At 69.1% G+C, this 14105-nt stretch carries 14 protein-coding genes; 8 read left to right on the forward strand and 6 right to left on the reverse strand.

Annotated elements, in window-relative coordinates; all coding sequences use genetic code 11:
• From BN423_RS10545 to BN423_RS00550, 5 genes are all read left to right on the forward strand, one after another.
• Positions 1-851, forward strand: an 851-nt coding sequence (locus tag BN423_RS10545) for a radical SAM protein (RefSeq protein ID WP_019238327.1), incomplete at its 5' end; no start/stop codon positions are given.
• A gap of 135 nt (positions 852-986) precedes the next feature.
• A complete protein-coding gene (locus BN423_RS10550) occupies positions 987-1391 on the forward strand; it encodes a hypothetical protein (protein WP_051031317.1) in 405 nt (134 codons plus the stop codon).
• A 90-nt stretch (positions 1392-1481) separates the two neighbouring features.
• Positions 1482-2996 carry a nicotinate phosphoribosyltransferase gene (locus tag BN423_RS00540; RefSeq protein ID WP_019238328.1) on the forward strand — a complete coding sequence of 505 codons (1515 nt, stop codon included), beginning with the start codon at positions 1482-1484 and terminating at the stop codon, positions 2994-2996.
• Positions 2997-3251: 255 nt separating this feature from the next.
• Positions 3252-4364, forward strand: a complete 1113-nt coding sequence (gene proB / locus BN423_RS00545; RefSeq protein WP_019238329.1) for a glutamate 5-kinase — start codon at positions 3252-3254, stop codon at positions 4362-4364.
• Between the two features lie 106 nt (positions 4365-4470).
• A complete protein-coding gene (locus BN423_RS00550; RefSeq protein WP_019238330.1) occupies positions 4471-5745 on the forward strand; it encodes a glutamate-5-semialdehyde dehydrogenase in 1275 nt (424 codons plus the stop codon).
• 76 nt (positions 5746-5821) lie between these two features.
• On the opposite strand, the gene BN423_RS00555 is transcribed toward BN423_RS00550, so the two are convergent.
• The 3 genes from BN423_RS00555 to BN423_RS00565 all read right to left on the reverse strand — a co-directional run bounded on the left by BN423_RS00555 (position 5822) and on the right by BN423_RS00565 (position 7851).
• Positions 5822-6436: an HD domain-containing protein gene (locus tag BN423_RS00555; RefSeq protein ID WP_019238331.1), complete on the reverse strand. Its 615-nt coding sequence runs from the start codon at positions 6434-6436 to the stop codon at positions 5822-5824.
• A 65-nt stretch (positions 6437-6501) separates the two neighbouring features.
• The gene (locus BN423_RS00560; protein ID WP_019238332.1) at positions 6502-7092 is read right to left on the reverse strand and encodes a tRNA (cytidine(34)-2'-O)-methyltransferase; all 591 of its coding nucleotides are present in this window, start codon (positions 7090-7092) and stop codon (positions 6502-6504) included.
• Positions 7093-7347: 255 nt separating this feature from the next.
• Positions 7348-7851, reverse strand: a complete 504-nt coding sequence (locus BN423_RS00565; protein WP_019238333.1) for a CarD family transcriptional regulator — start codon at positions 7849-7851, stop codon at positions 7348-7350.
• A gap of 290 nt (positions 7852-8141) precedes the next feature.
• On the opposite strand from BN423_RS00565, the gene argS reads away from it, so the two are divergent.
• The 3 genes from argS to BN423_RS11640 all read left to right on the forward strand — a co-directional run bounded on the left by argS (position 8142) and on the right by BN423_RS11640 (position 11387).
• Positions 8142-9986, forward strand: a complete 1845-nt coding sequence (gene argS, locus BN423_RS00570) for an arginine--tRNA ligase (RefSeq protein ID WP_019238334.1) — start codon at positions 8142-8144, stop codon at positions 9984-9986.
• A 250-nt stretch (positions 9987-10236) separates the two neighbouring features.
• Complete coding sequence (locus BN423_RS00575) at positions 10237-11124, forward strand: DegV family protein (protein ID WP_019238335.1); 888 nt, start codon at positions 10237-10239, stop codon at positions 11122-11124.
• A gap of 119 nt (positions 11125-11243) precedes the next feature.
• Complete coding sequence (locus tag BN423_RS11640; RefSeq protein WP_019238336.1) at positions 11244-11387, forward strand: hypothetical protein; 144 nt, start codon at positions 11244-11246, stop codon at positions 11385-11387.
• Between the two features lie 92 nt (positions 11388-11479).
• Here BN423_RS11640 and BN423_RS00585 read toward each other — a convergent pair whose 3' ends face one another.
• The 3 genes from BN423_RS00585 to BN423_RS10555 all read right to left on the reverse strand — a co-directional run.
• Complete coding sequence (locus BN423_RS00585) at positions 11480-12484, reverse strand: RsmB/NOP family class I SAM-dependent RNA methyltransferase (RefSeq protein ID WP_019238337.1); 1005 nt, start codon at positions 12482-12484, stop codon at positions 11480-11482.
• A 25-nt stretch (positions 12485-12509) separates the two neighbouring features.
• Positions 12510-13256 (reverse strand): energy-coupling factor transporter transmembrane component T family protein, encoded by a 747-nt coding sequence (locus tag BN423_RS00590; protein ID WP_019238338.1) that lies wholly within the window; start codon positions 13254-13256, stop codon positions 12510-12512.
• Positions 13249-14105, reverse strand: an 857-nt coding sequence (locus BN423_RS10555) for an energy-coupling factor ABC transporter ATP-binding protein (RefSeq protein WP_019238339.1), incomplete at its 5' end; no start/stop codon positions are given. The genes BN423_RS00590 and BN423_RS10555, both read right to left, overlap by 8 nt.

Genomic DNA, 14105 nt, shown 5'->3' on the forward strand with positions numbered 1-14105 from the left:
GCCTGCGCCTCGCGCGGGCGGCCCTGCATTTCTGGGAGGAGCCGCCCATCTCGGGCGAGGCCGGGTCGGGCACCATCTTCTTCAGCGGTTGCCCCCTCAAGTGCGTCTACTGCCAGAACCACGAGATCTCGACCGGCAACTTCGGCATCGAGGTGCCGCCCGAGCGCCTTGCGCAGATCATGCTCGAGCTGCAGGACCAGGGCGCGCTCAACATCAACCTCGTCACCGCGACGCATTACGCGCACCTGCTGCCCCGGGCGCTCGACGAGGCGCGCTCGCGCGGCCTTGCCATCCCCATCGTCTACAACACGAGCGGCTACGAGCGCGTCGAGGCCGTCCGCGCGCTCGGCGACATCGTGGACATCTGGCTCACCGATTTCAAGTACACCGATGCGTGCCTGGGGCGCGCGCTCTCGCACGTGCCGGACTACCCCGAGGTCGCTGGGGCGGCGCTCGCCGAGATGTGCCGGCAGCTCGAGCGTCGCGGCGGTGCGGCCGAGCGCGCGGACGGCACCTGGACGCGCGGGATCATCGTGCGCCACCTCGTGCTGCCGGGGCACGCGGACGACTCGTGCCGGGTGCTCGACACCATCTGGCGCATCGCGGGCGACGTGCCCATCTCGGTCATGAACCAGTACACGCCCAACGCCGCGATGCGCGCGGCGGGCGGGGAACTCGCGCGCGCCGTGACGGACGAGGAGTACGAGCGGGTGCTCGACCACGCCGACGACCTGGGGTTCACGCAGATGTTCTGGCAGGAGGGCGGCGCCGTGGACGAGAGCTTCACACCCGCCTTCGACACCACGGGCGTGCTCGCGCCGGCGGGCGCCTCCGATTCGGCCGCCGGCTGAGCGCGCCTCGCGCAGCTCGATGCGGTTGCGTGCGCATCTTGCGGCGCACCTTCTGTTTCGGCGCCCGTCGCGCTCGCCCCTCCGCGCGGATTGCGGGTATACTGCTACGCAGCAACGGTGTAGAAAGGTTCGCGCATGGCAGACCAGCAAGATACCCCCTTGTCCGACGACGAGCGCGCCGAGCTCGAGGCGCTGCGCGCCGAGAAGGCCCGCCGCGAGCGCGCCGAGCTCGAGGCGCTGCGCGCGGAACAGGAGGCGGTGCGCGCTTCGAAGCCCGCCGCGGCTCCGACGCCGCAGGCCGCGCCCAAGGCCGTCCCGCAGCAGCCGTCCGCGCCGGCCGCATCGCGCCCCGAGCCCGCCAAGCAGCCCGAGCCCGCCAAGCCCGAGACCTTCGGCCAGCGCATGGTGCTCTCGCAGGGCGAGGACGATGACGGCATCCCCGCGATGCCCCCGGCGCAGAAGATCCTCATCGCGCTCTGCCTTATCGCCGCGCTCGCGGCGGGGGCCTACGTCGTGCTCAACAACCTCGGCATGCTCTAGGGCATGGCCGCCGCGCGCGGACGCTGGAGGCGGCAGGCGCCGCGCCACGCGCCCGCGCATCGCAGACTATCTGAGAGGAAGTCGATCGCCATGGCACTAACCGACCCGTCCCGTCCCACAGACGTCGCGCTGCTCACCGACCTCTACGAGCTCACGATGGCGCAGGGCCTCTGGGAGCACGGCAAGCTCGAGGAGCGCGACTGCTTCACGGCGTTCTACCGCGACCATCCCTTCGGCAGCGCCTACGCCGTGATGTGCGGCACCGCCGAGCTCGCCGACCTCGTGGAGAACACGCGCTTCACCTCCGAGGACATCGACTACCTCGCATCCCTCAAGGCGCCGGCGGGCGGCGCGCTCTTCAAGCCCGGGTTCCTCGAGTACCTGCGCGACTTTCGCATGCATGTGGACATCGACGCCGTGCCCGAGGGCGAGCTCGTCTTCGCGCGCGAGCCCATGGTGCGCGTGATGGGCCCCGCCCTCGAGTGCCAGATGCTCGAGACGGCGCTGCTCAACGCCATCAACTTCCAGACGCTCGTCGCCACGAAGACGGCGCGCGTGGTGGGCGCCGCGAAGGGCCGCCCGGTGGCGGAGTTTGGCCTGCGCCGCGCCCAGGGGCCTGACGGCGGCATGGCCGTGGCGCGCGCGAGCTACGTGTCGGGCTGCGCCTCGACCTCGAACGTGCTCGCCGGGCGCAAGTACGGCATCCCCGTCTCCGGCACGCACGCGCATAGCTGGGTCATGAGCTTCGAGACGGAGCTCGAGGCGTTCCGCGCCTTCGCCGCCACGAGCCCCAACAACTGTACGCTGCTCATCGACACCTACGACGTGCGCGAGGGCGTGGAGAACGCCATCACGGTCGCGCACGAGATGGAGGCGCGCGGCGAGCGGCTCGCGGGCATCCGCATCGATTCCGGCGACCTCGCGCGGCTCTCGAAGTACGTGCGCGGCCGCTTCGACGAGGAGGGGCTCGAGTACGTGAAGATCGTGGTCTCGAACGACCTCGACGAGTACACCATCCAGAGCCTGCTCGACCAGGGCGCGCCCATCGACTCCTTCGGCGTGGGCACCAAGCTCGCGACCTGCTACGACCAGCCCGCGCTCGGCGGCGTCTACAAGCTCGCGGCGCGCCGCGACCCCGGTGACGCGGCGTGGACGCCCGTGATGAAGCTCTCCGAGCAGCCCTACAAGCGCACCATCCCCGGCGTGCAGCAGGTGCGCCGTTACTTCGACGACGCGGGCAGCCCCGTGTGCGACGTGATCTACGACGAGGCGTACCTCGAGGGCGAGGGGGACACGCGCGGGACGACGCTCGTCGCCGTGAACGACGCGGCGCTCGTGACGAGCGTGGCCGGCATGGAGTACCGCGAGCTCCTCGAGCCCGTGGTGCGCGATGGCCGCGCCGTGGCGCCGCGCGAGCCGCTCACGGCCGCACGCGAGCGCTGCGCCTCGGCACTCGCGGCGCTCGACCCGGAGTACAAGCGCTTCCTGTACCCGCAGTCCTACATCGTGGGCATGGAGGCGGGTCTGGCACGCGTCCGCGACGAGCTCGTGCGCGAGCGTATGAACGCCGCCGCGTCGCCCATGCCCTGGAAGGCGCCGAAGTAGCGCCCCAACGCGTCGCCGCGTTCCCGTTTTGCGCGAAACGAGCGGTTTTTGAGGGGGTGCCCGAGTAGCCGGCGAGAGGGCAACCCAGCTACCTGCACTTTTGCTGACGCGTACCCCCGTGCTACTTCCGGGGGTGCCCATAAACCGTTCGTTTCGACGATTTTGGTCTCAGCGGCCCCTGCAATCACCCCGCGAGCGCGTCCCGCGGGCGCCCGCCGCGCCCTGTTCTGCACCGATGTACCGAAGGAGTTTCCCGTGAAGACGATGGTAGTGAAGATCGGCTCGAGCACCATCGCGCGCCCCGGCGCCGGCGTGCGCCGCCCCTTCCTCGCCGACCTCGCGCGCCAGGCCGCGGAGCTGCGCGATATGGGGTGGGGGCTCGTCGTGGTGAGCTCCGGCGCCATCGCCTGCGGCGCCCCGGCGCTCGGCTTCGAGCAGCGGCCGACCGACATGCCGAGCCTGCAGGCATGCGCCTCGGTGGGACAGTGCGAGCTCTCCGCCGCCTATGATGAGGAATTCCGCCGCCGCGGCCTCATCACCTCGCTCGTGCTCCTCACACGCAGCGACACCGCGAGCCGCTCGTCGTACCTGCATGCGCGCGACGCGCTCCGGCGCCTCATCGAGCTCGGCGTGGTGCCCGTGGTGAACGAGAACGACACGGTCGCGGTCGACGAGATCCGCTTCGGCGACAACGACACCCTCGCCGCCCTCGTGAGCTGCCTCGTGAGCGCGGACCTGTGCGTCACGCTCTCCGATATCGACGGCCTCTACACGGCGAACCCCTCGGTCGATCCCACGGCGCGCTTCATCCCGGAGGTCGACCGCATCGATGCGGAGATCCTCGCCGCGGGCGGGGATTCCTCGAGTTCCGTGGGCACGGGCGGCATGATCACCAAGCTCCGTGCCTCGCGCATCCTCATGACGGCGGGCATCCCGAGCGTCATCGCGAGCGGCGAGGCGCCGGACGTGCTCGTCTCGCTTGCGCGCGGCGAGGCGGTGGGCACGCGGTTCCTGCCTGCGCGCGAGCCGGCGGACATCACGCCCCGCAAGCTCTGGATCGCGCTCGGCGACGCCGTGCACGGCGCGCTGACGATCGACGCGGGCGCGGCGCGGGCGCTCGTGGAGGGCGGTTCGTCGCTTTTGCCCGTGGGCATCACGGGCGTCGAGGGGAGCTTCCGCGCGGGCGACGTGCTCGACGTGCACGATGAGAGCGGGTTCACCATCGCGCGCGGCATCGCCGAGGCGGATTCCGACGAGCTCGAGCTCGCGCGCGGCCGCCGCCAGGAAGAGCTCGCCGGCAACCACCTGCTGCGTGCCCTGTCCGAGCGGCCCGCCATCCACCGCGACAACATGATCGTGTTCGCGTAGGCGGCGACGCGCGGCCGTCTGCGGCGTTTCGGCGCCCGCGCGCGTACCGGCCCGCCGCGGATTCAGGTACCATAGGGAGACGATTTCGAACGCGGGGGAGGAACCGATGCGAGAGAGCCAGACCGTCCAGCAGTATGTGATCGAGCTTGCGCGCGCGGCGAAGGCGGCATCCGTCCCCCTCGGGCGCGCGAGCAACGCGGAGCGCCAGGCGGCGGTGCGCGCCATGGCCGACGCCCTGCGCGCCGCCGCGCCCCAGATCCTCGCGGCGAACGCCGAGGACATGCGCGCCGCGGAGGCGGCCGGCACGAGCGAGGGGCTCCTCGACAGGCTCCTGCTCACCCCGGAGCGCATCGAGGGCATGGCAGCCGGCCTCGATCGCCTCGCCGAGCTGCCCGACCCGGTGGGGCGCGTGCTCGAGCACCGCACCATCGACTGCGGCCTCGACCTCACGCGCGTCTCGGTCCCGCTCGGGCTCGTCGCCATGGTCTACGAGGCGCGGCCGAACGTGACGGCCGACGCCGCGGGCATCTGCGTCCGCACGGGCAACGCCTGCATCCTGCGCGGCGGGTCGCTCGCGCTGAACTCGTGCGCGGCAATCGCCCGCGTGCTCGCCGACGCGGTGGCATCGTGCGGCTTCCCGCGCGAGGCGGTCGCCTTCATCGAGACGGCCGACCGCGCCGCCACCGCCGCCCTCATGGGGCTGCGCGGCACGGTCGACGTGCTCATCCCGCGCGGCGGCGCCGGCCTCATCGAGCGCTGCGTGCGCGAGGCCACCGTGCCCGTCATCGAGACCGGCACCGGCAACTGCCACGTCTATGTGCACGAGACCGCTGATTTCGCCCAGGCGCGCGCCATCGTCATGAACGCCAAGACCCAGCGCGTGGGCGTGTGCAACGCTTGCGAGTCACTGCTCGTGGATCGCGCGATCGCCGCGTCGTTCCTTCCCGACATGCTCACCGAGCTCGACCTGGCGGGCGTGACCGTGCACGGCGACGACGAGACGCGCCAGTACGCGGACATCATCAACTTCGTCGACGCGACCGAGGACGACTGGGGGCGCGAGTACCTCTCGATGGACATCTCCGTCAAGGTGGTGGACGGCCTCGACGAGGCGATCGCGCACATCAACCGGTACGGCACGCATCACTCCGAGGCGATTATCGCGCGCGACGAGGCCGCGTGCGAGCGCTTCCTCGCCGAGGTCGATGCCGCGGCCGTCTACGCCAACGCGAGCACCCGATTCACGGACGGCGGGGAGTTCGGCCTGGGGGCGGAGATCGGCATCTCCACGCAGAAGCTCCATGCGCGCGGCCCCTTCGCCGCCGAGGCGCTCACCACCTACAAGTACGAGATCCGCGGCACCGGCCAGGTGCGCCCCTAGCCCGCACGGGCGCGGCTCGTTCAGATCGCAACCGGTGCCGTCGGCAGGCAAGCGCGCCGACGGCACCGGTTTGGTTTTACGCCTCCGGCTCGTCCTTCCCGAAGGTGTCGCGGTCGGGGGCGAAGCTCTGCATGGCCTCGATGGTGCGGGCGAAGAGCTCGTCCAGGTCCCAGCCGAGCATCTCGGCGCCCGAGCGGATCACGTCGCGGTTCACGCCGGCGGCGAAGCGCTTGTCCTTGAACTTCTTCTTGAGCGACTTCACGTTGAAATCCATGACGCTCTTGCTCGGGCGCATCACGATCGCCGCGCCGATGAGTCCGGTGAGCTCCTCGCTGGCGAAGAGGACCTTCTCCATCTGGAGCTCGGGGCGCGGGAGCGCGGTGTTGAAGTCGCTCGTATGCGTCTGGATGGCGTGGATGAGCTCCGGCGAGCCGCCCGCCGCCTCGATGTCCTTCGCGGCGTAGATGGTGTGGTTCATGGGGTCGTCCGCGTGCTCCTCCCAGTCGAGGTCGTGCAGGAGCCCCACGATGCCCCAGAACTCCTCGTTCTCGGGGTCGAATTCACGGGCGAAGTAGCGCATGGTCTGCTCGACCGTCTCGCCGTGCTCGATGTGGAATGGGTCCTTGTTGTGCTCGCACAGAAGCGCGAACGCCTCGTCGCGCGTGAGCCCCGCGGAAAGCTGCTCTGCCATGGCATGTCCCTTCATGCGTCGGTCCGTACGTGCCACAGTATACCCGCGCCGCGTGCCCGCGCGCACTACCCGGTGAAGCCCGTTTGCCGGAGCGCCTCGTAGAGCGCCACCGCCGCGGCGTTCGAGAGGTTGAGCGCGCTGATGCGGTAGTCGTTCGGGTCGATGAAGTTCCCGCAGATGTCTCGGGCGCGGAGCGCCGCGTGCTCGGTGTCCTCGCCTGCCGGATGCTTCCAGTCGTCGCGGTTGGCGAGCGAGGCGCTGTCCTCGAGCATGGGGATCCGCTCGCAGCATGCGGCGTAGCGCGCGAGCAGCTCCTCCGGGAGCCCCGCGCTCTCCTTGCCGAGGACGATGAAATCGCCGTCCCGGTAGTGTGCCTCGGTGTAGAGGCGGCGCGCCTTCTTGGTGAGGAGGTGCAGGCGCGGCTCGGGCGCGGTGGGGGAGAGCCCGTTCGCGGCGAGGAAGCCGTTCCAGTCCTCGTAGAGGCGCACGTCGAGGTTCGGCCAGTAGCCGAGCCCCGCCCGCGCGAGCGCCCGGTCGTCGAGCGAGAAGCCCAAAGGGCGGATGAGGTGCAGCCGCGTGCCGGTGACCACGCAGGTGCGGCCGATGTTCCCGGTGTTCGCCGGGATCTCCGGTTCCAAGAGGACGAGGTTCAGCATGCGCGGCTCCCGATTCGCTACCGACGTCGTTGCAAGGTCGATGGTAAGGGTACCATTCGGGCCCCGCGCGGGCGGACGCGCGTCTCGCGGCGATGCTCGAGCCCCGATACTGAGTGGAAATCGCGGCCGGCCGGGTAGCCAGGCAGATTTGGCAACGAAACCCCAGGATTTCCTCGGCTGAAACCGCTGGCTACTTTGCCCTCGGGAATTCCCACACAGTATCGGGGCTCGAACGCGCGGCAGAGCCCGTTCCCGTTAGTTCACGCTCGCCTCGAAGGCAGACTCGACCACGGCGAGCCGCTCCTCGACGTCTTCCTCCGAGCAGTCGAGGGCCACGGCGAGCTCCTCCACCGAGCGGCGGTGCGCCTCCTTGAGCACGCGCGTGTAGTAGCTGCTCGGCTTCTTGGCGTGCCGCTCGGCGTCGCGGATGCGGTAGCGCATGGTCTTGGCGACCCGCACCGTTGCCGGCGCGCCCTCCTTGATGAGCTTCTTGAAGTAGGACTCCTCGAGCGAGCTGTTGCGCTCGGTGAACGTGTCGCATTCGATGGCGTCGTAGTGCTCGATGAGGTCTTCGGCCTCCTCGCGCGAGACGGTGGGGTGCAGGCGGTCGGATTGCGCGAGCGGGTACTGCATGCGCGTCTTGGCATGCCCCTGCTTGCACTCCAAGATGATCATGGGCGTGGGTGCGTCCTCGTCGATGCCGGTTACGGTGCAGACGCCCTGACCGGGGTGGATGACGTGCTCTCCGATGCTAAACATGCTTCCTCCGTCTCATAAGCTGGCCATTTATCTACATTACCACGTTTACGTGGGCATATGATGAAAAAGCCCATATCAAGACCATAATTTGGGACGTCTTGGGACATTTCGCGCGCCGATGCGCGGCGATGTAAAAATACCCCTGGGGTAATTTGACATGGGGTGCCGCGCGCGGCCGATGACATGCTGCTTTTTTGCCCATTATGAGCTGCGGTGTGCTAAAGTATGCCCCATGTATGCGCTGGGGCCGGGTATGGCTCCGGCAGTAGCAAAAGCAAGGAGGAACGTTCATGCCCGAGAAGATCGAAGAGCTGGTCCGCGCCGCGCTCGCTGCCGCCCAGGAGGCCGGCGACCTGCCCGCATTCGAGCTGGAGGATTGCGGCGTCGAGCGACCGGCCGATACCTCTCATGGCGAGTGGACGTCCACCATGGCGCTCAAGTCCGCCAAGCTCGCCCACCAGGCGCCGCGCGCGATCGCCGAGGCCGTCGTGAAGCACCTGCCCGAGAGCGACGTCGTCGAGCGCGTCGAGATCGCGGGCCCCGGCTTCATCAACTTCTACCTGTCCACCGCGGCGAAGAACGCCGTGTTCGCCGAGGCGCGCGAGCAGGGGATGGACTTCGCCCGCTCCAACGTGGGCGGCGGCGTGAAGACCCAGGTCGAGTTCGTGTCCGCCAACCCCGTGGGCCCCATGCACGTGGGCCATGGCCGCTGGGCGGCGCTCGGCGACTCCATGTGCCGCGTCATGGAGCACGCCGGCTATGACATCGAGCGCGAGTTTTGGATCAACGACTACGGCAACCAGATGAACACGTTCGGCAACTCCATCTCGAAGCGCTACATGCAGCTCGCCGACATCATCGAGAAGCAGGGCGTGGACATCGATACCGCCCGCGACCTTTTGGCCAAGGACCGCGATAACTACGTGCAGGACGAGCTGGACGAGCATCCCGACAGCCACCCCTACATGGACGAGTTCACGGCCGACCTGGGCAAGGACTCCTACGGCGGCACCTACATCATCGACGAGGCCGCGGCCTTCTGGAAGAGCGACGGCGACAAGTGGGTGAACGCCGACCCCGAGGAGCGCATGCTCAGCTTCCGCGAGCGCGGCTACCAGAAGATGCTCAAGGACATGAAGGACACCTGCCACGACGTGCGCTGCGACTTCGACGTGTGGATGAGCGAGCGCACCATGTACCAGAAGGACTGGACGGGCACCTCGCCGGTGGAGCGCGCCTACAAGAAGCTCGACGACATGGGCTACCTCTACCGCACCGATGACGGCGCGCTCTGGTTCAAGTCCACGGAGTTCGGCGACGACAAGGACCGCGTCATCCAGAAGTCCAACGGCGACTACACCTACTTCTCGAGCGACATCGCCTACCACTGGAACAAGTTCCAGCGCGTCGACCTCGTGCTCGACATCTGGGGCGCCGACCACCACGGCTACATCGCCCGCGTGAAGGCCGTCTGCGACGCCCTGGGCTACCCCGGGCAGTTCGAGGTGCCGCTCGGCCAGTTCGTGAACCTGCTGCGCAACGGCAAGCCGGTCCGCATGTCCAAGCGCAAGGGCACGATGATCACGTTCCGCGAGCTCATCGACGAGGTGGGCGCCGACGCGACCCGCTACACGCTCGTGAGCCGCTCCTCCAACCAGACCATCGACTTCGACATCGAGAAGGTCAAGGAGAAGACGGCCGACAACCCCGTGTTCTACGTGCAGTACGCGCACGCGCGCATCTGCTCCATCCTGCGCAAGGCCGCCGGCGTCACGCCCGAGCAGGCCGACCTTATGGGCATGGAGAACGTCGCGGTGAAGGCCATCTACGGCGACGTGGACTACTCGCTGCTCACCGACCCCACCGAGCTCGCGCTCTCCCGCAAGCTCTCCGAGCTGCAGGACCTTATCGCCGGCGCCGCCCGCGACCGCGCCCCGTTCCGCATCACGCACTACGTGGAGGAGCTCGCCTCCGCGTTCCATAGCTTCTACGCCGCCTGCCAGGTGCTGCCGAGCGAGGGTCATCCGGTCGACCCGGCGCTCGTCCGCGCGCGCCTCGGCGCCTGCGACGCCGTGCGCTCGGTGATCGCGCTGTGCCTGTCGCTCATCGGCGTGTCCGCGCCGACGCAGATGTAAGGGGCGAGCCGGTCTCAAGCCTTCGGGGGCACCTCGGGGATTCTCCGCGCAATGGGTATGGGCAACGCGCCCGGGAACCGTTGGGGGAAGCCCTCGGGGTGCCCCTTTTGCTCGGTCGGCTCCGTAACAAATCCACCGCGATGAAGGCTCGCGGGCGCCGCGTCGCACGATTTGTGGGAAAATGGCACGTGGCTGATTCGATGGCGCCGCCCGCCGGCGCGGCGCTGTGCTCACAACGCAAGGAGATGCAATGTCCACCTATGTTCTGACCTGCGAGTCTACCGCAGACTATCCGAAATCGTTCTTCGATGCGCGCGACATCCGCGTCGTGTGCTTCCACTATGAGCTCGATGGCGTCGTGCACGAGGACGACCTCTACCAGTCCGTCTCGCCCGAGGAGTTCTTCGGCGCGCTCAAGGCGGGGTCGATGTCGAAGACCTCGCAGGTGAGCGTCGGCGAATACACGGAGTTCTGGGAGCCGGAGCTCGCGGCGGGGCATGACGTGCTGCACCTCACGCTCTCGAGCGGCATCTCGGGCACGTATAACTCCGCGGTCATCGCCGCGCAGGGCCTCAAGGAGAAGTACCCCGAGCGCACGGTGCGCGTCGTCGACTCGCTCGCCGCCTCGTCGGGCTATGGCCTGCTCATGGACTACCTCGCCGACCTGCGCGACGGCGGCGCGTCCTTCGAGGAGGCGTGCGCCTGGGCGGAGGACAACAAGCTCAACATGAACCACTGGTTCTTCGTCTCCGACCTCGACTGCCTGAAGCGCGGCGGCCGCGTCTCCGCCACGAGCGCGCTCATCGCCACCGCGCTCAAGATCTGCCCGGTCATGAACGTCGATTACGAGGGCAAGCTCATCCCGCGCGAGAAGATCCGCACGAAGAAGAAGGCCATCGTCGAGCTCGTGAACCGCATGATGGAGCACGTCGACGGTGGCGCGGGCTACACGGGCAAGTGCAGCATCTCGCAGTCCGCCTGCCGCGAGGACGCCGAGGAGGTGGCGCGCCTCATCGGGGAGCGCATCCCGGCGCTCAAGGGCAAGGTCGTCATCAACGACATCGGCACGGTCATCGGTTCGCACACCGGTCCGGGGACCGTCGCCCTCTTCTTCATGGGCGACAAGCGCGTGGACTAGGGGATGCGCGGCGGGTCGTGTTCCATCCGTTCTGTGGGGCGCTGCTCGCGTTCGCAGCCGCACCGCGTTTCTGATACGCTGTCATTACGAAGCCCGCGCGTTTGGAAGGTCGATGCCTCATGGGTGCAGCAGATGTCCTGCAGCCGTTTCTCATCATTCTCGGCGTGATCGCCGCGGTCGCCGCGGTGTACTTCATCGTGACCGCCATCAAGGGCCGCGCGTCGCGCTCCAAGCGCGGCGGCGGCAAGCATAGCGCGCGCTAAGCGCGGGTCGCGCACGGTACCTGAGCCGGCGCGGCATCCGAAGCCCTTGACGGGGCGGTCGGGTGCCGCGCCGGCTTCTTTGCTTCGACCGCTCAGCGCGCCTTGCGCACGGCGGCAAGGTAGAAGCCCTCGAAGCGCTGCGTGGGCGCGACGACGAGGGTGCCCGGGAGGGTCGTGGGAACCGTCGGGATCGCGCCCGCCTCGACGGCGTCCACGACGGCCTGCGCGGTCGGGGGCAGAGGGGCTGCGCCGTCGTCCTCGTCCGCGGCAGCGCGATCGGTGAGGGGGATGAGCTCGCACGCGCGGTGCCGTTTGAGCGCGGCGCGCACCTGTTCCTCGTTTTCCTGCGGCAGGATCGAGCAGGTCGAGTAGACGAGGGTGCCGCCGGGTTTCAGCACGGTGAGCGCGCGGTCAAGGAGGGCGCGCTGCGAGCGCGTCACCTTCGCGAGGAGCGCGGGCGTCATGCGCTTCGCTGCCCGCTCGTCGCCGGCGCGGAGGGTTCCCGTGCCCGTGCAGGGCGCGTCGAGCAGGATCTGGTCGAACGAGAAGAACTCGTCAAGCCGGCGCGCGTCCACGCGCATGATGTTCACGTTGCGGGCGCCGAGCTTCTCGAGGTTGTAGGCGAGCTTCTCAGCGCGCGGCGCATGGAGCTCGCAGGCGGTGAGATGTGCCCTGCCGCCGGCAAGGGCGGCCATTTGCGAGGTCTTCCCGCCGGGGGCCGCGCACATGTCGAGCACGTCGGCGCCCGGGCGCGGGGCGAGCACGAGCGGCGGCAGCATCGAGGAGAGACTCTGCAGGTAGACGCCGCCCGTCTGGTAGATGGGAAGCTCCCAGACCGCGCGCTCGCGCACGCCGTCGCCGAGCACGAAGGCGTCCTCGTACCAGGGGACGCGCTCGAAGGAGATGCCGGCGCGGGCGAGCGCGTCGGCGACCTCAGCAGCCGTCGCGACGAGGGTGTTCGCGCGGAGCGTCACCGGGCGCGCGGCAGCCTCCGCGTAGCCTGCCCGGATGGCCTCGGTGCCCGCGGCGTCACCGGATGCGCCGCGCGCGGCGAGCGCATCCTCGATGAGGGAGGGAAGCGATGCGGTCTCGGCCATGCGGCAGCCTTTCTCCAAAGGGACGTTAGAACACCACGCCGAGCACCACGAGCGCGACGCAGATGACGAGGGCGGCGAAATCGATGCCGCGCAGCGGGTAGCGCTTGAAGGCGGAGGCGCGCGTGCGCAGGTAGAAGCCGCGCTCCTCGGCGGCGAGCGCGGTCGCGTCGGTCTTGCCTACGCTCGAGATGAGCAGCGGCACGCAGAGCGGCAGCATGAGGCGGATCTTCTTCAGGGGGTTCGGCGTGTCGTACTCCACGCCGCGCGCCGTCTGCGCCTCCATGATGGCGTTCATCTCCTGGCTGAACACCGGCACGAAGCGCAGGGCGGTCGTGAACGTGAACGCGTACTTGTAGGGCACGTGGAGAACCTCGACGCAGGCGTTCGCGAGGTCGGTGAGCTGGGTGGTCACGAGCGCCGGGATGAGCGGCAGCGCCAGGCACAGCAAGCGCAGGCAGACCATGCCGCCCAGCTCGATGCCGCGGTCGGTCATGAAGAGGAACACGGTGCGCCCCTCGCGCATGAGGATCGTCTGCATGAGGAACATGATGACCGCGAGCGGGATGAGCAGCTTGAGGAACGATCCCACCTGCCGCATGACGTGCACGGCGGCGCTCACGGCAAGGGTGAGCGCGAGCAGGGCGATGAGCAGGATGGGCGAATCGGCGAGCAGCGAGGCCGCGATCACGCCCGCGGCGAGCGCGATCTTGGTCACGGGGTTCAGCCGGTGCAGGACCGTGTCGCCCGGCACGTAATCGATGATGCTAACCACGGTTGACCAGCTCCTTCACGCACGCAACCACTTCCGAGACCTCATGCAGCCCGGCAAAGGCGGGCGAGACCGTCCGCTCGAGCGCGTGCGCGAGCTCGATGACCTGCGGCGGCTCGATGCGCGCCGCGCGCATGAGCGCCTCGTCGGCGAACAGCGCGCTCGCCGGCCCGACGGACAGGATCTCGCCGTCCGCCATGACCGCGATGCGCTCCGCGAAATCCGAGACGACCTCCATGTCGTGGCAGACCATGAGGACGGCGCTCCCCGCGCGCGCCATGTCGCGCACCGTCTCCATCACCGTCATGCACTCGCGGTAATCGAGGCCGCTCGTGGGCTCATCGAGGATGATGAGCTCGGGCTCGAGCACCACGACCGAGGCGAGGGCGACCATCTGGCGCTGCCCGCGCGAGAGCGAGAACGGCGCCTCGCCGGCGGGCAGCCCGAATCGCTCGATAACGGGGAGGGCGCGCCGGCGCGCCTCGGCGGCCTCGACGCCCGCGAGCTCCAGGCCGAAGGCGACCTCGTCGAGAACGGTGTCGCGGCAGATCTGGTGGTCGGGGTTCTGGAAGAGGGTGGCGGCATGGCGCGCGATCTGGCTCACGCGCACGGCTCGCGTATCGAGGCCGGCAACCGTGACGCTGCCGGATGCGGGCTTGAGGAGGCCGTTGACGAGCTTGGTGAGCGTCGTCTTGCCGGCGCCGTTCTGCCCCACGATCCCGACGAGCTCGCCGGGATACACGGTGAGCGAGAGGTTCCGCACCGAGCCGCCCCCGCCCGGGTAGGCGAAGGAGACGTCGTGCAGCGCCAGGATGGGCTCGCCGGCAGGCTGCCCGGGCGCGCCGGCATCCG

The sequence above is a fragment of the Enorma timonensis genome, assembly GCF_000321165.1.
Taxonomy (GTDB): domain Bacteria; phylum Actinomycetota; class Coriobacteriia; order Coriobacteriales; family Coriobacteriaceae; genus Enorma.

Excerpts from the sequence above, each read along its gene's own strand:
- BN423_RS10550 (WP_051031317.1), top strand. The coding sequence starts at position 987 with ATGGCAGACCAGCAAGATACCCCCTTGTCCGACGACGAGCGCGCCGAG.
- BN423_RS00560 (WP_019238332.1), bottom strand. The coding sequence starts at position 7,092 with ATGCTGAACCTCGTCCTCTTGGAACCGGAGATCCCGGCGAACACCGGG.
- BN423_RS00565 (WP_019238333.1), bottom strand. The coding sequence starts at position 7,851 with ATGTTTAGCATCGGAGAGCACGTCATCCACCCCGGTCAGGGCGTCTGC.
- argS (WP_019238334.1), top strand. The coding sequence starts at position 8,142 with ATGCCCGAGAAGATCGAAGAGCTGGTCCGCGCCGCGCTCGCTGCCGCC.
- BN423_RS11640 (WP_019238336.1), top strand. The coding sequence starts at position 11,244 with ATGGGTGCAGCAGATGTCCTGCAGCCGTTTCTCATCATTCTCGGCGTG.
- BN423_RS00585 (WP_019238337.1), bottom strand. The coding sequence starts at position 12,484 with ATGGCCGAGACCGCATCGCTTCCCTCCCTCATCGAGGATGCGCTCGCC.
- BN423_RS00555 (WP_019238331.1), bottom strand. The coding sequence starts at position 6,436 with ATGGCAGAGCAGCTTTCCGCGGGGCTCACGCGCGACGAGGCGTTCGCG.
- BN423_RS00540 (WP_019238328.1), top strand. The coding sequence starts at position 1,482 with ATGGCACTAACCGACCCGTCCCGTCCCACAGACGTCGCGCTGCTCACC.
- BN423_RS00575 (WP_019238335.1), top strand. The coding sequence starts at position 10,237 with ATGTCCACCTATGTTCTGACCTGCGAGTCTACCGCAGACTATCCGAAA.
- BN423_RS00550 (WP_019238330.1), top strand. The coding sequence starts at position 4,471 with ATGCGAGAGAGCCAGACCGTCCAGCAGTATGTGATCGAGCTTGCGCGC.